Here is an 18,496-nt window from a genome sequence, read left to right as displayed (position 1 = left end):
GGTCCGCGATTTGAGGTCCCGGACGGACACATATATGTCTTTGCCGGACAAACTTGGGGGGTGCGCTTGGCAAAGAGACCGGTCGGCCCGCGCGCGGGCCCGTCTTCAGGGCAGATCCCGCCACCCGGCCGGCCGCTTCGCCGTCCGCTGCCGCGTCAGAGGATGTTCGCGCCCTACAAGATCGCCACGCTCATCGACACCGTGGCCGCGCAGGCCGTGACCGCCGACGACGTGCTCGCGGGCACGGGCCTCAGCCTGGCCGACGTCCGCCACCCGCACACCCTCACCTCGATCAGCCAGTACCTCGCCGCGTGCGACAACGTCGTGCGGGTCGGCGTGGACCTGGACGTCGCCTACGAGGTCGGATCGCGCCTGCACCTCTCCGCCTACGGCATGTATGGCTACGCCCTGATGTGCTCGCCGACGATGCGGGACTTCTTCGACTTCGCGGTGCGCTACCACCCGCTCGCGACCCCGATCCAGCAGCTCGGCTGGCGCCGGGACGGCGACGTGGCGGTCTGGACGTTCACCGAGATCTACGGCGATCTCATGAGCCAGGACCTGCGCAACTTCCTGCTGCGCCAGCAGATGATGATGACCTCGACCCACATGCGCGACGTGATGGGCGCGGGCGCCCGGCCGATCCGGGCGTCCTTCGGCCTGGCCGACATCGGGCGGGCGGCGGCCGACGAGGCGGCGCTCGGTTGCCCCTGCCAGTTCGGACAGACCGCCCACGAGCTCCACTATCCGGCGGCCGTCCTCGACCAGGCGCCCGAACTCGCCAACCGCCTGACCCGCGCCATGCTGGAGGACACCTGCGACCGGCTTGTGGGCCAGGCCAAGATGGCGACGGGCGTCGCGGGCGACGTCTACCAGCTGCTGATGCTCTCGCCGAACCGGTTTCCGTCGATGCAGGCGGTCGCCCAGCGCCTGGGAATGACCGAGCGCACCCTGCGGCGGCGTCTCGACGACGACGGGCACACCTATGCGGGGATCGTCGACGACGTGCGCAGGACTCTGACCCTGGAGTATCTCCAGACCACCCGCATCAGCGCCGACGACATCGCCTGGAAGGTCGGCTTCAGCGACAGCGCCAACCTCCGCCGCGCCGTCCGGCGGTGGACCGGAACCACCATCGGCGAGCTGCGGCGCGGCTGACCGGCCCCGGCGCTAGTCGGCCATGTAGGTCCGGGTGACCGGCAGGACGTCCACCCGGCGGGTGAGCTGGACCTGCAGGTTCATGTGTCCGCCATACCGGAAGCCGACCTCGGCGGAGGCCAGGTAGAACTCCCACATCCGCCGGAAGCGCGCGTCCCAGAGCTCGGGGATCTCCGGATCGGCCAGGAAGCGCTCGCGCCACTGGCGCAGCGTCTCGGCGTAGTGCAGGCGCAGGACCTCCACGTCGGTGATCCACAGGCCCGCCTCCTCCACCGCGCGGGACACCTCCGACAGCGCCGGGATGTAGCCGCCCGGGAAGATGTACTTGCGGGTGAAGGCGTTGGTGAGGCTGGGGCCCTCCATCCGGCCGATGGTGTGGATCAGCGCGACCCCGTCCTCGGCCAGCCGGTCGCGCACCACCTGGAAATAGGCCCTGAGGTTCGGTGCGCCCACATGCTCCAGCATGCCCACCGAAACCACGCGGTCGAAGGTCCCCGCCAGGTCGCGATAGTCCGCCAGCTCGATCCGGACGCGGTCCTCCAGCCCGGCCGCCGCGATCCGCCGCTGGGCCAGGTCGAGCTGCTCGGTGGAGAGGGTGACGCCCAGCACCTCGACGCCGAAGTCCCTCGCCAGCGTCATCGCCAGCCCGCCCCAGCCGCAGCCGATATCCAGCACCCGCTGGCCCGGCGAGAGGCGCAGCTTGGCCGCGATGTGGCGCTTCTTGGCGGCCTGGGCCTCCTCGAGCGTCATGTCCGGCCGGGCGAAATAGGCGCAGGAGTACTGCAGATCCTCGTCGAGGAAGCGCCGGTACAGGTCGTTGGAGACATCGTAGTGGTGGGCGACGTTGGCCCGGGCGGTCGCCCGCGCGTTGGCCTGCTGCAGGCGCCGGCGGATCGCGCGCCTGGTCCGCTTCAGCCAGCCGCCACGCCCCTTCGGCAGACGTGACCCGCTGCGTCCGGTGAGCTCAAGGAGATCCCAGACCGTGCCCCGCTCGAAGACCAGGTCCTCATCCATGAAGGCCTCGCCGAGCCCCAGCCCGGGCTTGGCGGCGATCCGCCGGACGCCCCTGGCGGTCACGCGGACGACCACGGGCGGACCGGTCCCGTCCCCCGCATGGATCTCGCGACCTCCCGGCATCCGCACGGTCAGATCGCCAACCTTCACCTGCTCCGAAAGCAGGGTCTCGATCATGCCCATGCGGACGACTATGGCCACGCTTGCGCGAGGTGCAACACCCCGGCGCGGACCCGACTTGCCTTGAACCTTTCCCCGGTCCGTGCGTCTGGAAACGCCACATGAAGTCGCTCGTCGATCCGAACGGAGTCCTGGCTGGAGGCCTGGCCGCCATCCGCGACCGCTACAAGGTCCCCGCCGCCTTCCCGCCTGAGGTGGTCTCCGCCGCCGAGTCCGCCGCGCGGCGGCCGCTCACCGACCATGCCGACCGCACGGCCTGGCCGTTCGTCACCCTGGACCCGGCCACCTCCACCGACCTCGACCAGGCCTTCGTCATCGACCGCGACGGCGAGGACCTGGTCCTGCGCTACGCCATCGCCGACGTGGCCTGGTTCGTGGACGACGGCGGGCCGCTCGACGTGGAGGCCTGGAAGCGCGGCGAGACGCTCTACCTGCCCGACGGCAAGGCCGGCCTCTATCCGCCGGTCCTGAGCGAGGCCGCCGCCAGTCTGCTCCCCGGCGCCCCCAAGGCCGCGGTGATCTTCTCGGTGCGGGTCGCCCCGGACGGTGCGGTGCGGCTCGACGGGGCCGAACGGGCGGTGATCCGCAGCACGGCCAAGCTGGCCTACGACCGGGTCCAGCCTTCCGAGCTTCCGGCCGGCTTCGCCGAGCTGGCCGACCGTATCCGCGCCGCCGAGGACCGGCGCGGCGCCAGCCGTGTGGATCCGCCGGAGCAGGAAGTCTCGCGCCGCGAGGACGGCCGCTTCGAGCTGCGCTTCCGCCCGCGCGCGCATGCCGAGGACCAGAACGCGGCCCTGTCGCTCGCCACCAACCTCGCCGTCGCCGACCTGCTGCACGACAACGCGACGGGCCTCTTCCGGGTGATGGCCGAACCCGACGCCCGCGCCGTGCGCCGCCTGCGCCAGACGGCGAAGGCCTTCGATGTCGCCTGGCCCGCCCACGTGGCGCTCGGCGACTTCGAGCGGACGCTCGATCCCCGGAAGCCCAAAGACGCCGCCCTGATGATGGCGATCCGCCGCGCCGGGCGGGCGGCGGCCTACGAGCCCTACAGTCCGGAGCGGAAGCCCTGGCACGCCGCCATGGCCGCCCGCTACGCCCATGCCACCGCCCCGCTGCGCCGCCTCGCCGACCGCTATGTGGTGACCGCGGCGCTCGCGGTCGCCAACGGCCGTCCCGTGCCGGAGGCGACGCAGGCCGCCTTCGCCAGATTGCCCGAGGTGATGGCCCGCGCCGACGCCAAGGCCGCCCAGGTCGAGCGCGCCGTGATCGACCTCGCCGAGGTGGCGGTGCTCCAGGGGCGGGAGGCCGAGACCTTCCGCGCGGTGGTCACCGACCTGGATGAGCGCGGCGCGCGCATCCAGCTCTGCGAGGACCCGATCGTCGCCCGCGTGGCCGCCGCCAACGCCGGCATCGGCGACGTGCTCTACGTCCGACTGGCGCCGTCACCGGCCGGCCAGTCGGTGGCGTTCCAGCGCGTGGATTAGACGCGCTCGATGATGATCGCCGGGGCCATGCCGCCGGCGGCGCACATGGTGACGAGGCCGCGCTTCAGGTCGCGGCGCTCCAGCTCGTCGAGGATGGTGCCGATCAGGATCGAGCCCGTGGCGCCGATCGGATGTCCGAGCGCCATGGCCCCGCCGTTCACGTTCACCTTCTCGCGGTCCAGGTTGAGGTCGCGGATGAACTTCTCGGCCACCACCGAGAACGCCTCGTTGATCTCCCACAGGTCGATGTCGTCCGGCGTCAGGCCGGCCTTGGCCAGCACCTTCTTCGCCGCCGGGACCGGCGCGTTCAGCATCAGGGTCGGGCTGTCGCCCAAATTGGCCGTGGCGACGATGCGGGCGCGGGGCTTCAGCCCGTTCTTCTTCGCGTACTCCGGGGAGGCCAGCAGGATCGCGGCGGCCCCGTCGACCACGCCCGAGGAGTTCCCGGCGTGGTGGAAGTGCTGGATCTTCAGGTCCGGATAGACGCGGTTGATCAGGCCGGCGAGCGTCGTGCCCTCGGCGTCCATCGGCATGTTGGCCATGGCCTCGAACGACGGCTTCAGGCCGGCCAGGCCCTCCCGCGTGGTCTGCGGGCGGGGGAACTCCTCCCGGTCCAGGGCCACCGTCCCGTCCTCGCGATAGACCGGCACCAGGGACCGGTCGAAGCGGCCCTCGCGGATCGCCACGTCGGCCCGCTGCTGGCTCACATAGGCGAGCTCGTCCAGCGCCTCGCGGCTGATGCCTTCCAGGGTCGCGATGGCGTCGGCGCAGACGCCCTGGTGGCTCTGCGGGTGCTTGGCGCGCAGGCGGGTGTTGCCGCTGTCGATCAGCGGCGGGCCGCCGTCCGGCCCCTGCATGGCGGCGGTGGCGGCCGTGTAGCTCATCATCTCGGTGCCGCCGGCGATCACCAGGTCTTCCATGCCCGACATGATCTGGGCCGCGGCCAGGTTCACGGCGGTGATCCCCGAGCCGCAGAAGCGGTCCAGCGTCACGCCCGAGGCGCGGGTGTCGTAGCCGGCGTCCAGCGCCGCCATCCGGCCCAGGTCGCCGCCCTGCTTGCCCCGCTGGGAGGAGGTCCCCCAGATGATGTCGTCCACCTCGGCGGTGTTCAGGCCGTTCCGCTCGGCGATGGCCTTCAGCACGGTGGCCGCCAGGTGCTGCGGGTGATGCTCCGCCAGCGCCCCCTTGCCCACCTTGCCGATGCCGCGGGGCGTGCGGGCCGCGTCGATGATCAGGGCTTCGGGCATGGGTCGTTCCTCGGATGCGATTCAGGGTTCGTCGCCCCGACCCTCCCCACCCGACGCAACGTCAGTCCAGCGCCGCTAAGAAGAACCACGGAATACACGGACCACACGGAAGGAGAGGTCCACGACCCACACGAACGAAGAAGACCTCGAAAGGCACGAAAGACACGGAAAACAGGCCAGCGCTGACCGTGCCCGCTCGGCGAGGCCGTCGATCATCGATCGCGCGCCGCCGGCGCGCATTCCAACCCTCGGCGTCGGCCGATCTCTTTTCGTGTCTTTCGTGCCTTTTGTGGTTCAATCCGGTCGCCTTCCGTGTGGTCCGTGTATTCCGTGGTTCGAACCCTGTTCGTGTGGTTCGTGTGGTTCGTGGACCTCCAACCGGGGACGGCATGCCTGACCTCCTGCTCGAGCTCGCCTTCGAGGCCGAGGCCATCCACTGGCGCGGGCCGTCGCCCTACTTCTTCATCCCCGTCCCGGCCCCCGAGGCCGCCGAACTCAAGGCCGTCTCCCGCGCGGTCAGCTACGGCTGGGGTATGGTGCCGGCCGAGGCCGAGATCGCCGGCCACGCCTTCGCCACCGCGCTATTCCCGAAGAACGGGACCTACTACCTGCCCCTGAAGGACGACGTCCGCGACCGCACCGGCGTCACCGCCGGCCACCTCGTGCCGCTGACGCTCAGGGTGTATGCCAACGCCTCCCTCTCCCCCGCGCAGCGGAGAGGGAGAGGGTAGGGTGAGGGGCCGGCTGGCCCTCGCCGCCGCTCCGGATCAGAGCCCGAGGGCCCTCGCCCGCTCGCCGGTGAAAAATGTTCTCACGAGCCGCCCCTCACCCTACCCTCTCCCTCTCGGGCTTCGCCTCGGGGGGAGAGGAACCTTCAGCCCATCCCCCCGTCCACCCGCACGATCGCCCCTGTGGTGAACGACGACGCCGGGCTGGCCAGGTAGAGGGCGGTGGTCACCACTTCCTCCGGGCGGCCGGGGCGGCGCAGCGCATTGTCGGCGGTTTCGCGGGCCTCGGCGCTCCAGGCCTTGGAGATGTCGGTGAGGAAGGGGCCGGCGGAGATGGTGTTGACCCGCACCTTCGGCCCGTACTCGTGGGCCAGCGACACGGTCATGGCGTTCAGCGCCGCCTTCGCCCCCGAATAGGGCACCGCGCCCGGCAGCGGCACGAGCGCGCCCGAGGACGAGACGTTGACGATCACCCCGCCCTCGCCGTCGGCCATCCGCTTCGCCACCTGGCTGGCGAGCCGGAACGGGCCCTTGAAGTTCAGCCCGACCACGCTGTCGAACAGCGCCTCCGTCACCTCGTGGCTCGGGACGGCGGGCGACATGCCGGCGTTGTTCACCAGGATGTCGATGCGTCCGAACGCGGCGTAGGCGGCCTCGATCAGGGCGTCGATCTGGTCCCACTTCGCGGCGTGCACGGCCACCGCCAGGGACCGGCCCCCCATGGCCCGCACCTCGTCGGCGACGGCCTCGCAGGCGTCCAGCTTGCGGCTGGCGACGATCACGTCGGCGCCGTGCCTCGCGAAGGCCCGCACCATCTGCAGCCCCAGCCCCCGGCTGCCACCGGTGACCAGCGCCACCTTGCCGGTGAGGTCGAAGAGATCGTCCGCCACGCGCCGCTCCCCATGCTTCCGACCGGAGCCTAGGGCGCTCGCCCCTGGGTCAGGCAAGCGAACGTGAGCGGCCCACCCGGAACCCCCGGCTCCGCTTGGAATTACGCCCGGCGTTCAGGGAATGGCGGCGCTTGCCGGCGGGAGGTGCGTTGTGGGTCTCGATCGGCGTCAGCTTCTCCAGATGTCCGGCGGCGCGCTGGCCGCCGCGGCCGCGGTTCCAGCGCACGCCCAGGTCGCCCCGGAGGTCGCCGCCCCGCCGCACGCCCCACAGCCGCCCGTCGACTGGTCCCGCGTGCGCAGCCAGTTCGTCCTCGCTCCCGACCGGGTCGACATGTCGGCCATGCTCATCGCCTCGCACCCCCGCGAGGTGCGCAACGCGATCGAGCGGCACCGCAGGGCGCTGGACGAGCAGCCGATCGAATACCTGGAACAGAACAACCGCCGGCTCCAGAACGCCGCCCGCCAGGCGGTCGGACGCTACATGGGCCTGCCGGCGGGCGACGTGGCGCTCACCGACTCCACCACCATGGGGGCGGGCCTGGTCTACAATGGCCTCCTGCTGCGCCCCGGGCAGGAGGTGCTGACCACCCATCAGGACTACTACGTCACCCACGAGGCGCTGAGGCTCGCGGCGATGCGCACCGGCGCGAAGGTCCGCCGCATCTCGCTCTACGACCGGCTGGAGACGGTCACCCCCGACAGCCTCGCCGCCAATGTTGTGGGCCAGATCGGCCCGTCGACGCGCGTGCTGGCGCTGACCTGGGTGCTCTCCTCCACCGGCCTGAAGGTCCCCGTCGCCCAGATCAGCCAGCGGGTGCGCGCGATCAACGCCACGCGACCCGCCGACCAGCAGGTGCTGGTCTGTGTCGACGGCGTCCACGGCTTCGCCAACCAGGACGTGGGCTTCCAGGAGCTGGGCGCCGACTTCTTCTTCGCCGGCTGCCACAAGTGGCTGTTCGGCCCGCGCGGCACCGGCGTGGTGCTGGGCTCGCCCGCCGGCTGGTCGGCCATGGCGCCGACCATCCCGACCTTCCTGGACAGTAGCGCCTATTCCAACTGGATCTCCGGCGCCGAGCCACAGGAATGCACGGGCGCCCGGCTGACGCCCGGCGGCTTCAAGGCCTTCGAGCACATCTGGGCGCTCTCCGACGCCTTCGTCCTGCACGAGTGGGCGGGCCGCAAGGCCGTCGCCGACCGCACCGCCGAACTCGCCGACCAGCTCAAGACCGGGCTCGCCGCCATGCCGCACGTGACGCTCTGGACGCCCCGCTCGCGCGAGCTCTCCGCCGGCATCGTCTCCTTCGACGTGGCCGGGATGAGCGCCAACCAGGCGGTGGCCAAGCTGCGCGAATGGAAGATCCTGGCGTCGGTGGCGCCCTACGCCCGGCCGCACGTCCGCCTCACGCCGTCGATCCGCAATTCGCCGCAGGAAGTCGACTTCGCGCTCCAGGCCGTGCGGGCGATGGCCTAGCCGATCAGCCGCGGTTCGGCGTGAACCTGGCCACCAGGTCGTAGGCCTCGCCGGGGAAGGTCAGCCGCACGTGGGTGATGCGGTCGTCGCCGCGCCAGGTGCGGCGCTCCAGCACCAGGCAGGCCGCCGTCGCCGCCACGCCCAGCAGCTTCGCGGCGCCCGCGGCCGGATGCGCCGCGCTGATCCGGTGCTCGGCCTCGGTCCAGGGGATGTGGGCGAGGAGCCAGCCGCCCGGCGGGCTCGCGGCGAAGTCCACGCCCTCCACCTCCGGCGCGGCGGAGAGGTTGATCAACCGCTCCTCCAGGCCGAACGGCGCCCCCGTCCGCCCGGTGCAGACAACGCAGCGCCAGCACCTTGGCCGAGCCGTCGAGTCCGAGCGCGGCGCGGTCCTCCTCGGTCGCCTTGCGCACGGTCCGCGACAGCAGCTCGTAGCCATAGGCCTCCCGGCGCGCCGCGACCTCCGCTGCGATGTCGGGGATGTCCAGCACCGCCGAGTGGATCTTCGGCCGCGCCACGAAGCTGCCGGCCTTGCGGCGGCGGACGATCAGCCCGCTCTCGGCCAGCGGCGCGAGCGCCTTGTTCACCGTCATCCGCGAGCAGCCGTACTGGGCCATCAGCTCGTGCTCGGCCGGCACGCGCGCGCCCGGCGGCCATTCGCCGGAGAGGATCTTCTCCGAGATCTCGCTGCGGATCTTCTGGTGCAGGACGCTCATGCGAGGAGCCCGGCCAGCGCCGTGCGGTAGCGCGCCTCGACCGCGTCGCGCGCCGTGTGCCGTCCCTCGGCCACCACACGCCGGCCGAACCGCCAGACGTCGCGCACCGCGCCCGATCCCGCCGCGAACACATAGCTGTCGAGGATCTGGTCGCCCGACCGGCCCGCGAGGTCGGGATGACCGGCGTCCAGCGCCACGATGTCGGCCGCCGCCCCCTCCGCCAGCCCATCGTCCGCGACGCCCAGCGCCTGAGCCCCGCCCGCCAGCGCCCCGCGGTAGAGGTCCGCCCCCGTGGACCGCCCGGGCCCTCCGGCCAGGACATTGCGCGCCCGCGCCGTCAGCCGCTGGGAATACTCCAGCAGCCGCAGCTCCTCGGCCGCATCGATCCGCACATTGCTGTCCGAGCCCACGCCGAACCGGCCGCCGGCCGCCAGGTAGTCCGCGCCCGGGAAGACCCCGTCGCCGAGGTTGGCCTCGGTGACCGGGCAGAGGCCGGCGACGGCGCCGCTCGCCGCCAGGGCCCGGGTCTCGCCGGCCGTCATGTGCGTCGCGTGCACCAGGCACCAGCGGCCGTCCACCTCCGCATGATGCAGCAGCCAGTCCACGGGGCGGCGCCCGCTCCAGGCGAGGCACGCGTCGACCTCCGCCGTCTGTTCCGCGATGTGGATATGCACCGGCCCGTCGCCCAGGCGGCTGACGGCGGCCAGTTCGCCCTCGGTGACCGCCCTCAGACTGTGCGGCGCGACGCCCACGACGCCCCCCGGCAACCGCCCGATCGCCGCCTGCGCGCCCTCCACCAGCCGGGCGAAGCCGTCGGGATCGTGGACGAACCGCGCTTGGCCCGCAGCTGGCGCCCTGGCCGCCGAATCCGGAGTGCGCATAGAACACCGGCAGCAGGGTGAGCCCGATCCCCGCAGCGTCCGCCGCCGCCGCGATCCGCGCCGACATCTCGGCCGGGTCCGCGAACGGCGCCCCGCCCAGGTCATGATGCAGGTAGTGGAATTCGCCGACCCGGGTGAAGCCGCGCTCCAGCATCTCGACGAAGGCCAGCGCCGCGACGGCCTCGAGCTCGTCGGGGCCGAGCCGGTCCACGAACCGGTACATCAGCTCGCGCCAGGTCCAGAAGCTGTCGTCGCCCGGGCCCCTGACCTCCGTCAGCCCGGCCATCGCCCGCTGGAACGCATGGCTGTGCAGGTTCGGCAGGCCCGGCAGGGCGATCCCGTGGCGCGCCGCGCCGCCCGCCTCGACGCCGGTTTCCAGCCGGGCGATCCGTCCCTCGGCGAGCTCCACGCGGACGCCGCGCGCCCAGCCGGACGCCGTCAGGGCCTGTTCGAACCAGAGCGCGCTCATGCCATTATGTCTATACAATAAGAACGCTCGGCGCTAGGTGAGTACGACGCCGAAGCCAAGGAGGATGACGGTGCGCTGCGACCGCATCTGGCGGAACGCCCGCCTGGCCACGATGAGCCCCGCCCTGCCCGGCCTCGGCGAGGTCGCGGACGGCGTGGTCGCCTGCCAGGACGGCCGCATCCTCTATGCCGGCCCGGCGGCCGACGCGCCGGCCTTCGAGGCCCCGGCCGCCACCGACTGCGAAGGCCGCTGGATCACGCCCGGCCTGATCGACCCGCATACCCATCTCGTCCACGCCGGCGACCGGGCCCACGAGTTCGAGCTTCGCCTCGCCGGGGCGACCTACGAGGAGATCGCCCGGGCCGGCGGCGGCATCGTCTCCACCGTGCGCGCCACGCGCGAGGCCTCCGAGGCCGGGCTGGTCGCCCAGACCCTGCCCCGCCTCGACGCCCTGATCGCCGAGGGGTGACCACCGTCGAGGTGAAGTCGGGCTACGGCCTCTCCACCGCCGACGAGCTGAAGCAGCTCCGCGCCGCCCGCGCGCTCGGCGCCGTCCGCCCGGTGCGGATCGCCACGACCTTCCTGGGCGCCCACGCCCTGCCGCCGGAGTTCGCCGGTAACCCCGACGGCTACATCGACCTCGTCTGCGAGGAGATGATCCCCGCCGTCGCGGCCGAGGGCCTCGCCGACGCCGTCGACGCCTTCTGCGAGGGGATCGGCTTCACGCCTGCCCAGACCCGCCGGGTCTTCGAGGCCGCGCGAGCCCACGGCCTGCCAGTGAAGCTCCATGCCGAACAGCTCTCCAACCTGAACGGCGCGGCCCTGGCCGCCGAGTTCGACGGCCTCTCCGCCGACCACCTGGAGCACCTCGACGACGCCGGCATCGCCGCGATGAAGGCCGCCGGCACGGCCGCCGTCCTGCTGCCCGGCGCCTACTATTTCCTGCGGGATACGAAGCTGCCGCCGATCGAGGCCCTCCCGCGCGGCGCAGGTCCCCATGGCGCTCGCCACCGACTGCAATCCCGGCACCTCGCCGCTCACCTCGATCCTGCTGGTCCTCAACATGGGCGCGACGCTGTTCCGCCTCACCGTCGAGGAGTGCCTGCTGGGCGTCACCCGGCACGCCGCCGGCGCGCTCGGCCTCGGCGCCGAGATCGGCACGCTGGAGGCCGGCAAGGCCTGCGACCTCGCCATCTGGGACGTCGAGCGGCCGGCCGAACTTGTCTACCGCATGGGGTTCAATCCGCTCCATGCGCGCGTCTGGAGGGGTCATTGACCGAAGTCCTGCTGCAACCCGGCGACGCCACGCTCGATCAGTGGCGCGAGGTCTACCGCGGCGCGTCCGTCAGCCTCGACGACGCGTGCCGGCCGGGCATCGCCGAGAGCGCCGCCGCCGTGGGCCGGATCCTCGCGAAGGGCGAGCCGGTCTATGGCATCAACACCGGCTTCGGGAAGCTGGCCACCGTCCGTATCGACGACGCCGACCTCGCCACGCTCCAGCGCAACATCGTCCTTTCCCATGCGGCCGGCACGGGCGACCCGTCGCCCACGGCGATCGTCCGCCTGATGCTGGCCCTCAAGGCCGCCAGCCTCGCCCAGGGCGCCTCGGGCGTCCGCGTGGAAACGGTGGAACTGCTCGAAGCCATGCTGGCCAAGGGTCTGACCCCCGGTCATCCCCAGCCAGGGCTCGGTCGGCCCCTCCGGCGACCTCGCGCCCCCTCGCCCACATGGCCGCCGCCATGATCGGCGTCGGCGAGATCGAGGTGGACGGCCGCCGCCTCCCCGCCGAGCCGGCGCTGCGCGAGGCCGGCCTCGCCCCGCTGACGCTCGGTCCCAAGGAAGGCCTCGCCCTCCTGAACGGCACCCAGTTCTCCACGGCCAACGCGCTCGCCGGCCTGTTCGAGGCCGAGCGCCTGTTCCAGGCGGCGCTGGTCACCGGCGCGCTCTCCACCGAGGCCGCCAAGGGCTCGGACACTCCGTTCGACCCGCGCATCCACACGCTCCGCAAGCAGCCCGGCCAGATCGCCGCCGCCGCCGCCCTGCGCGAGCTGATGGCCGGCTCGGCGATCCGGGCCTCGCACCTTAAGGACGACGAGCGGGTGCAGGACCCCCTATTGCCTGCGCTGCCAGCCGCAGGTCATGGGCGCGGCCCTCGACATCCTGCGCCAGGCCGCGACCACCCTTGAGCGCGAGGCCAACGGCGTTACCGACAACCCGCTGATCTTCGCCGGGGAGGACGTGGCGCTGTCCGGCGGCAACTTCCACGCCGAGCCGGTGGCCTTCGCCGCCGACATCATCGCGCTCGCCGTCTGCGAGATCGGCAGCCTCGCGGAGCGCCGCATCGCCATGCTGGTCGACCCGGCGCTCTCCGGCCTGCCGGCCTTCCTGACGCCGAAGCCGGGCCTCAACTCCGGCTTCATGATCCCGCAGGTGACCGCCGCCGCGCTGGTCTCCGAGAACAAGCAGCGCGCCTACCCGGCCAGCGTGGACTCGATCCCGACCTCCGCTAACCAGGAGGACCACGTCTCCATGGCCGCCCACGGCTCGGCGCGCCTTCTGCCGATGGTGAGGAACGCCACCGCGGTCATCGGCATCGAACTCCTGGCCGCCGCGCAAGGCTGCGACTTCCACCAGCCGCTGACCTCCAGCGCCGCCCTGGAACGGGTCCGCGCGACGCTGCGCGCCTGGGTTCCGACCCTCGACCACGACCGCCACATGGCCCCCGACATGGAGGCCGCCTGCGACCTCGTCCGCTCCGGCGACCTGATCGTCGCCGCGGGACTCGGCTTGCCGGGCGTCGCCTAGATGAGCTTCGTCGAGGTCCACCGCGGCGACGCGCCCCTGGTCGTCAGCTTCCCGCACACCGGGACCGACATCCCGGCGGACATCGAGGCGCGGCTGGTTGATCCGTGGCTCGCCCGCAAGGACGCCGACTGGTGGATCCACCAGCTCTACGACTTCGCGAAGGATCTCGGCGCGACCCTGGTCCGCACGCCGATCTCGCGGACCGTCATTGACGTGAACCGCGACCCGTCCGGCGCCTCGCTCTATCCCGGCCAGGCCACCACCGAACTCTGCCCGACCACGACCTTCGATGGCGAGCCGCTCTACAGCCCCGGCCAGGAGCCCGACGCCGCCGAGGTCGCCCGGCGGCGCACGACGTACTTCGAGCCGTACCACGCGGCGCTGGCTGCCGAGTTGGACCGCCTCCGGGCCGCCCACGGCCAGGTCGTGCTCTACGAGGCCCACTCGATCCGCTCGCGCATCCCGCGGCTGTTCGACGGCGAGCTGCCCAACTTCAACATCGGCACCAATTCGGGCGCGAGCTGCGACCCGTTGCTCGCGGACGCCGTGGAGGCGGTCTGCGAGGCCTCGGACTTCAGCTGCGTCGTCAACGGGCGCTTCAAGGGCGGCTGGACCACCCGCCACTACGGCCAGCCCGCCGCCGGCGTCCACGCCCTGCAGATGGAACTCGCCTGCCGCGGCTACATGGACGATCCCGACACGCCGCCGACACCCGACACCTGGCCCACCCCCCTACGACCCCGCCCGCGCCCGCTTCATGCGCCGCGTGCTGGAGGACGTGCTGGGGGCCTGCCTGGATTTCGCCCGTTCCTAGGAAAAGATTGGCATGACCCGCCACGACCCCACCCGCGTCATCAAGCCCGCCACCGGGACCGAGCTCTCGGCGAAGTCCTGGCTAACGGAAGCCCCCTTACGGATGCTGATGAACAATCTGCATCCGGACGTGGCCGAGAATCCGGCCGACCTCGTCGTCTATGGCGGCATCGGCCGCGCGGCCCGGGACTGGGAGAGCTATGACGCCATCGTCGAGACCCTGAAGCGGCTGGAGGACGACCAGACCCTGCTCGTCCAGTCGGGCAAGCCGGTCGGCGTCTTCCGCACCCACGCCGATGCGCCCCGGGTCTTGATCGCCAACTCCAACCTGGTGCCGAAGTGGGCCGACTGGGACCACTTCAACGAGCTCGATCGCAAGGGCCTGGCCATGTACGGCCAGATGACCGCCGGCTCCTGGATCTACATCGGCACCCAGGGGATCGTGCAGGGCACCTACGAGACCTTCGTGGAGATGGGCCGCCAGCACTATGCCGGCGATCTCTCCGGCAAGTGGTTGCTCACCGCCGGGCTCGGCGGCATGGGCGGCGCCCAGCCCCTCGCCGCCGTCATGGCCGGCGCCTCGTGCCTGGCCATCGAATGCCAGCCGAGCCGTATCGAGATGCGGCTGCGCACCGGCTACCTCGACCGCGCCGCCGAGAGCCTCGACGAGGCGCTGGCGATCATCGCCGACGCCACGGCGAAGAAAGAGGCCGTCTCCGTCGGCCTGCTCGGCAACGCCTGCGAGGTGCTGCCGGAGATCCTCGCCCGCGGGGTGAAGCCCGACCTGCTCACCGACCAGACGTCCGCCCACGATCCCATCAACGGCTACCTGCCGAAGGGCTGGACGCTCGAGCGCTGGGCCGCCATGCGCGACCAGGACCCCAAGCAGGTCGAGGAGGCCGCCCGCGAGAGCATGGCCGAGCACGTCCGCGCCATGCTGGAGTTCCGGCGGCGCGGCGTGCCCACCGTCGACTACGGCAACAACATCCGCCAGGTGGCCAAGGACGCCGGCGTCACCGACGCCTTCGACTTCCCGGGCTTCGTGCCGGCCTACATCCGCCCGCTGTTCTGCCGGGGCATCGGGCCGTTCCGCTGGGCGGCGCTTTCCGGCGATCCGGCCGACATCGCCGCCACCGACGCCAAGGTGAAGGAGCTGATCCCGGACAATCCGCACCTGCACAACTGGCTCGACATGGCGGCCCGCAAGATCCGCTTCCAGGGCCTGCCGGCCCGGATCTGCTGGGTGGGCCTGGGCGATCGCCACCGGCTGGGCCTGGCCTTCAACGAGATGGTCCGCACCGGCGAGCTGAAGGCGCCCGTCGTCATCGGCCGCGACCACCTGGATTCCGGCTCCGTCGCCTCGCCGAACCGCGAGACCGAGGCCATGCGCGACGGCTCCGACGCGGTCTCCGACTGGCCTCTGCTGAACGCGCTGCTCAACACCGCTTCGGGCGCCACCTGGGTCAGCCTGCACCACGGCGGCGGGGTCGGCATGGGCTATTCCCAGCACTCCGGCATGGTCATCGTCTGCGACGGCACCGACGCGGCCGCGAAGCGCATCGAGCGCGTGCTCTGGAACGACCCGGCCACCGGCGTCATGCGCCACGCCGACGCCGGCTACCCCGAGGCCCTCGCCTGCGCCCGCGAAAAGGCCCTCGACCTGCCCGGCATCCTCTGAGCCGATGCAGATCCTCCGCGCCGCCGACCGGGTCGCTGTCCCCTGGAAGAATGGGGGCGGCGTCACGCGAGGTGGTGGCCTGTCCGCCCGGCGCCGGCTTCGACGCGTTCGACTGGCGGATCAGCATGGCCGAGGTCGCCGCCTCAGGCCCCTTCTCCGTCTTCCCCGGCGTGGACCGCTGGCTGGCGGTGATCGAGGGCCGCATCCGCCTCGACATCGAGGGCCTGGGCTCGGTGACGCTGGGCCCCGGCGACCACCTCGCCTTCCCCGGCGACGCGCCGACCCACGGCGAGGTGCTGAAGGGCCCCGTTCTCGACCTCAACGTCATGTCCCGTCGCGGCCGCGTCCGCGCGACCGTCGAACGGATCGACAGCGGCCGGCTGGGCGGCGCGGAGCAGGTCGCCGTCGCGCTTGGGCCGGCCACGGTCGGCGGCGTCGCCCTGGCGACGCACGACGCCCTGCGCCTCGGGCCCGACGCGGCGGCCGCCGCGGCCGTGGGCCCGCTCTATGTGGCGACTTTCTCCTGACTGCCCCCTTGACCCTCCCATCATGGGAAGGTCCATCTGGATGTGGCCTCACCAACCGGGGTGGAGACCGACCATGTCCAAGAGCTGCTGCCAGCACGATCACGCCCACCACGGCCATGACCGTCACGCGACCCCTGCCGCCCCCGACGCCGTGAAGGACCCGGTGTGCGGGATGACGGTGGACCCGCTCGCCACGCCCCATCACGCCGAGCATGCCGGCGAGCCGTACTTCTTCTGCTCGGCCGGTTGTCGCACGAAGTTCGTCGCCGATCCGGAGCGCTACCTGTCGCCGGGCCGGGTCGAGGCGCCCGCCGCCCCGGCCGGGACGATCTACACCTGCCCGATGCACCCGGAGATCCGCCAGGTCGGACCCGGGTCCTGCCCGATCTGCGGCATGGCGCTGGAGCCGGAGATCGCCACCGCCGACGCCGGGCCGAATCCGGAGCTCGCCGACTTCACCCGCCGCTTCTGGATCGGCCTGGCGCTCACGGTCCCGGTCTTCGTCCTGGAGATGGGCGGCCACCTCACCGGCCTGACCATGAGGCTCGGCGGCCAGACCTCCAACTGGCTGCAGCTCGCGCTCGCCACCCCCGTGGTGCTGTGGAGCGGCGGACCGTTCTTCGTCCGCGGCTGGCGCTCCCTCGTCACCCGCAACCTCAACATGTTCACCCTCATCGCCATGGGGACCGGCGTCGCCTGGCTCTACAGCGTCGTCGCCACCGTGGCCCCAGACCTGTTCCCCGACGCCTTCCGCCGCCACGACGGGACGGTAGCGATCTACTTCGAGGCCGCCGCGGTGATCACCGTGCTCGTGCTGCTGGGCCAGCTCCTCGAGTTGCGGGCCCGCGAGCGGACGTCCGGCGCCATCAAGGCCCTGCTCGACCTCGCGCCGAAGACCGCGCGCCGGATCGCCGCCGACGGCGCGGACGAGGAGGTCTCCCTCGACCAGGTCCAGGTCGGCGACCGCCTCAGGGTGCGTCCCGGCGAGAAGGTCCCCGTCGACGGGGAAATCGAGGACGGCCGCGCCACCCTCGACGAGTCGATGATCACCGGCGAGTCCCTGCCCGTCACCCGCGAGGCCGGCGATAAGGTGGTGGCCGGCGCGATCAACACCACCGGCGCCTTCATTCTCAGGGCTGAGAAGGTCGGCGCCGACACCCTGCTCGCCCAGATCGTCCAGATGGTCGCCCAGGCCCAGCGCAGCCGGGCGCCGATCCAGCGGCTGGCCGACAGGGTCTCGGGCTGGTTCGTCCCGGCGGTGATCGCCGTCGCGGTCCTCGCCTTCGCGGCCTGGGCGCTCCTCGGGACCGAGAGTCCCTACGCCACCGGCCTCGTCGCCGCGGTCTCTGTGCTGATCATCGCCTGCCCCTGCGCGCTCGGTCTCGCCACGCCGATCTCGATCATGGTCGGCGTCGGCCGCGGAGCCCAGGCCGGCGTGCTGATCAAGGACGCCGAGGCCCTCGAACGCCTGGAAACGATCGACACGCTGATCGTCGACAAGACCGGCACCCTCACCGAGGGCCGCCCCGCGTTGGTCGGCATCCACCCGGCCGACGGTTTCGACGAGGCCGAGGTTCTGCGCCTCGCCGCCAGCCTTGAGCGCGGCAGCGAGCACCCGCTGGCCGACGCCGTCGTCCGCGCCGCCGCCGACCGTGGCCTGGCCCTCGCCGAGCCCTCGGATTTCGACAGCCCCGTCGGCAAAGGCGTCACGGGATTGGTAGAGGGCCGCCGCCTGGTCCTGGGCTCCGGCCGGTTCCTCGCCGAGCAGGGCGTGGACACGGGCGCGCTCGACGACCGGGCCGAGGCCCTGCGCGCCGACGGCGCCACCGCGATCTTCGCAGGCATCGACGGCGCCGCCGCCGCGGTGTTCGCCATCGCCGACCCGGTGAAGCCTACGACGCCCGACGCGCTCCGCGCCCTCCGGGCCGAGGGCGTCCGCGTCGTCATGCTGACCGGCGACAACCGCACCACCGCGGAAGCCGTCGCCCGTCGCCTCGGCATCGCCGAGGTCCAGGCCGAGGTCCTGCCCGGCGACAAGGCCGCCGTTGTGGAGCGGCTGCGGGCCGAGGGCCGCCGGGTCGCCATGGCCGGCGACGGGGTCAACGACGCGCCGGCGCTGGCCGCCGCCGACGTCGGGATCGCCATGGGCCACGGGGCCGACGTCGCCATCGAGAGCGCCGGCGTCACCCTGCTGCAGGGCGACCTGCAGGGCATCGTGAAGGCGCGGCGGCTGTCGCGGGCGGTGATGCGCAACATCCGCCAGAACCTGGTCTTCGCCTTCATCTACAACGCCGCCGGCGTGCCGGTGGCGGCGGGGCTGCTCTATCCGGTGTTCGGCTGGATGCTGTCGCCGCAGATCGCCGCCGCCGCCATGGCGCTCTCCAGCGTCAGCGTCGTCGGCAACGCGCTGCGCCTGAGGGGCGTGAAGCTGTGAGGAA

15 protein-coding genes and 4 pseudogenes are annotated in these 18,496 nt (G+C 72.2%); 12 read left to right on the top strand and 7 right to left on the bottom strand.

The genetic code is table 11. From position 1 onward, the window contains the following. The first annotated feature begins 162 nt into the window (after positions 1–162). Positions 163–1,158, top strand: coding sequence for an AraC family transcriptional regulator (locus LRS04_RS13670; RefSeq protein WP_257816836.1), 996 nt, complete (start codon positions 163–165; stop codon positions 1,156–1,158). Between the two features lie 12 nt (positions 1,159–1,170). Here LRS04_RS13670 and LRS04_RS13665 read toward each other — a convergent pair whose 3' ends face one another. After that, positions 1,171–2,349, bottom strand: a complete 1,179-nt coding sequence (locus tag LRS04_RS13665; protein WP_257819113.1) for a cyclopropane-fatty-acyl-phospholipid synthase family protein — start codon at positions 2,347–2,349, stop codon at positions 1,171–1,173. A 104-nt stretch (positions 2,350–2,453) separates the two neighbouring features. On the opposite strand from LRS04_RS13665, the gene LRS04_RS13660 reads away from it, so the two are divergent. Further along, positions 2,454–3,836 (top strand): RNB domain-containing ribonuclease, encoded by a 1,383-nt coding sequence (locus LRS04_RS13660; RefSeq protein WP_257816835.1) that lies wholly within the window; start codon positions 2,454–2,456, stop codon positions 3,834–3,836. On the opposite strand, the gene LRS04_RS13655 is transcribed toward LRS04_RS13660, so the two are convergent. After that, positions 3,833–5,083 (bottom strand): acetyl-CoA C-acetyltransferase, encoded by a 1,251-nt coding sequence (locus LRS04_RS13655; RefSeq protein WP_257816834.1) that lies wholly within the window; start codon positions 5,081–5,083, stop codon positions 3,833–3,835. The two genes, LRS04_RS13660 and LRS04_RS13655, sit on opposite strands and share 4 nt — an antisense overlap. A 389-nt stretch (positions 5,084–5,472) precedes the next feature. Here LRS04_RS13655 and LRS04_RS13650 point away from each other — a divergent pair, with 389 nt between their 5' ends. Next, positions 5,473–5,814 carry a DUF1905 domain-containing protein gene (locus LRS04_RS13650; protein ID WP_257816833.1) on the top strand — a complete coding sequence of 114 codons (342 nt, stop codon included), beginning with the start codon at positions 5,473–5,475 and terminating at the stop codon, positions 5,812–5,814. A gap of 143 nt (positions 5,815–5,957) precedes the next feature. Here the strand turns inward: LRS04_RS13650 and LRS04_RS13645 are convergent, their stop codons facing one another. Further along, positions 5,958–6,701, bottom strand: a complete 744-nt coding sequence (locus tag LRS04_RS13645; protein WP_257816832.1) for an SDR family NAD(P)-dependent oxidoreductase — start codon at positions 6,699–6,701, stop codon at positions 5,958–5,960. Between the two features lie 151 nt (positions 6,702–6,852). On the opposite strand from LRS04_RS13645, the gene LRS04_RS13640 reads away from it, so the two are divergent. After that, on the top strand, positions 6,853–8,172 hold the full coding sequence (locus LRS04_RS13640; protein WP_257816831.1) for an aminotransferase class V-fold PLP-dependent enzyme: 1,320 nt from the start codon (positions 6,853–6,855) through the stop codon (positions 8,170–8,172). Positions 8,173–8,176: 4 nt separating this feature from the next. Here the strand turns inward: LRS04_RS13640 and LRS04_RS26900 are convergent, their stop codons facing one another. The 4 genes and pseudogenes from LRS04_RS26900 to LRS04_RS27940 form a co-directional block, all read right to left on the bottom strand. Then, positions 8,177–8,608: a UTRA domain-containing protein gene (locus LRS04_RS26900; RefSeq protein ID WP_308238140.1), complete on the bottom strand. Its 432-nt coding sequence runs from the start codon at positions 8,606–8,608 to the stop codon at positions 8,177–8,179. A 136-nt stretch (positions 8,609–8,744) separates the two neighbouring features. Beyond that, a pseudogene (locus tag LRS04_RS27945) lies at positions 8,745–8,810 on the bottom strand (hypothetical protein); the annotation flags it as partial. Positions 8,811–8,881: 71 nt separating this feature from the next. Then, on the bottom strand, positions 8,882–9,766 hold the full coding sequence (locus tag LRS04_RS13630; protein ID WP_308238139.1) for an amidohydrolase family protein: 885 nt from the start codon (positions 9,764–9,766) through the stop codon (positions 8,882–8,884). A 67-nt stretch (positions 9,767–9,833) separates the two neighbouring features. Further along, positions 9,834–10,235 (bottom strand): annotated as a pseudogene (locus tag LRS04_RS27940) (amidohydrolase family protein); the annotation flags it as partial. A gap of 70 nt (positions 10,236–10,305) precedes the next feature. Between LRS04_RS27940 and hutI the strand changes: the two are divergent. The 8 genes and pseudogenes from hutI to LRS04_RS13590 all read left to right on the top strand — a co-directional run bounded on the left by hutI (position 10,306) and on the right by LRS04_RS13590 (position 18,492). Next, a pseudogene (gene hutI / locus LRS04_RS13625) lies at positions 10,306–11,511 on the top strand (imidazolonepropionase). After that, complete coding sequence (locus LRS04_RS13620; RefSeq protein WP_257816830.1) at positions 11,508–11,978, top strand: aromatic amino acid lyase; 471 nt, start codon at positions 11,508–11,510, stop codon at positions 11,976–11,978. Before hutI ends, LRS04_RS13620 begins: the two are co-directional and overlap by 4 nt. Further along, positions 11,963–12,421 carry an aromatic amino acid lyase gene (locus tag LRS04_RS13615; protein ID WP_257816829.1) on the top strand — a complete coding sequence of 153 codons (459 nt, stop codon included), beginning with the start codon at positions 11,963–11,965 and terminating at the stop codon, positions 12,419–12,421. The genes LRS04_RS13620 and LRS04_RS13615 overlap by 16 nt, the downstream gene beginning before the upstream one ends. Continuing rightward, a complete protein-coding gene (locus LRS04_RS13610; RefSeq protein ID WP_257816828.1) occupies positions 12,375–13,040 on the top strand; it encodes an aromatic amino acid lyase in 666 nt (221 codons plus the stop codon). Before LRS04_RS13615 ends, LRS04_RS13610 begins: the two co-directional genes overlap by 47 nt. Beyond that, positions 13,041–13,854 (top strand): annotated as a pseudogene (gene hutG / locus LRS04_RS13605) (N-formylglutamate deformylase). A 12-nt stretch (positions 13,855–13,866) separates the two neighbouring features. Next, positions 13,867–15,531 carry a urocanate hydratase gene (gene hutU, locus LRS04_RS13600; protein WP_257816827.1) on the top strand — a complete coding sequence of 555 codons (1,665 nt, stop codon included), beginning with the start codon at positions 13,867–13,869 and terminating at the stop codon, positions 15,529–15,531. A 50-nt stretch (positions 15,532–15,581) separates the two neighbouring features. Continuing rightward, positions 15,582–16,058 (top strand): HutD family protein, encoded by a 477-nt coding sequence (locus tag LRS04_RS13595; protein ID WP_257816826.1) that lies wholly within the window; start codon positions 15,582–15,584, stop codon positions 16,056–16,058. A 73-nt stretch (positions 16,059–16,131) separates the two neighbouring features. After that, positions 16,132–18,492, top strand: a complete 2,361-nt coding sequence (locus tag LRS04_RS13590) for a heavy metal translocating P-type ATPase (RefSeq protein WP_257816825.1) — start codon at positions 16,132–16,134, stop codon at positions 18,490–18,492. The last annotated feature ends 4 nt before the right edge of the window (positions 18,493–18,496 follow it).

The organism is Phenylobacterium sp. J367, assembly GCF_024699985.1.
In the GTDB taxonomy this organism is placed as follows: Bacteria; Pseudomonadota; Alphaproteobacteria; order Caulobacterales; family Caulobacteraceae; genus Phenylobacterium.
The sequence above is the reverse complement of the archived record's forward strand: the minus strand, read 5'-3'. Positions and strand labels throughout refer to the sequence as shown.

Bases quoted from the DNA above. Each gene is read 5' to 3' on its own strand.
- LRS04_RS13670 (WP_257816836.1), top strand. From the start codon at position 163: ATGTTCGCGCCCTACAAGATCGCCACGCTCATCGACACCGTGGCCGCG.
- LRS04_RS13665 (WP_257819113.1), bottom strand. From the start codon at position 2,349: ATGATCGAGACCCTGCTTTCGGAGCAGGTGAAGGTTGGCGATCTGACC.
- LRS04_RS13660 (WP_257816835.1), top strand. From the start codon at position 2,454: ATGAAGTCGCTCGTCGATCCGAACGGAGTCCTGGCTGGAGGCCTGGCC.
- LRS04_RS13655 (WP_257816834.1), bottom strand. From the start codon at position 5,083: ATGCCCGAAGCCCTGATCATCGACGCGGCCCGCACGCCCCGCGGCATC.
- LRS04_RS13650 (WP_257816833.1), top strand. From the start codon at position 5,473: ATGCCTGACCTCCTGCTCGAGCTCGCCTTCGAGGCCGAGGCCATCCAC.
- LRS04_RS26900 (WP_308238140.1), bottom strand. From the start codon at position 8,608: ATGGCTACGAGCTGCTGTCGCGGACCGTGCGCAAGGCGACCGAGGAGG.
- LRS04_RS13630 (WP_308238139.1), bottom strand. From the start codon at position 9,766: ATGCGCACTCCGGATTCGGCGGCCAGGGCGCCAGCTGCGGGCCAAGCG.
- LRS04_RS13615 (WP_257816829.1), top strand. From the start codon at position 11,963: ATGGCCGCCGCCATGATCGGCGTCGGCGAGATCGAGGTGGACGGCCGC.
- LRS04_RS13610 (WP_257816828.1), top strand. From the start codon at position 12,375: ATGGGCGCGGCCCTCGACATCCTGCGCCAGGCCGCGACCACCCTTGAG.
- hutU (WP_257816827.1), top strand. From the start codon at position 13,867: ATGACCCGCCACGACCCCACCCGCGTCATCAAGCCCGCCACCGGGACC.
- LRS04_RS13595 (WP_257816826.1), top strand. From the start codon at position 15,582: ATGGGGGCGGCGTCACGCGAGGTGGTGGCCTGTCCGCCCGGCGCCGGC.
- LRS04_RS13590 (WP_257816825.1), top strand. From the start codon at position 16,132: ATGTCCAAGAGCTGCTGCCAGCACGATCACGCCCACCACGGCCATGAC.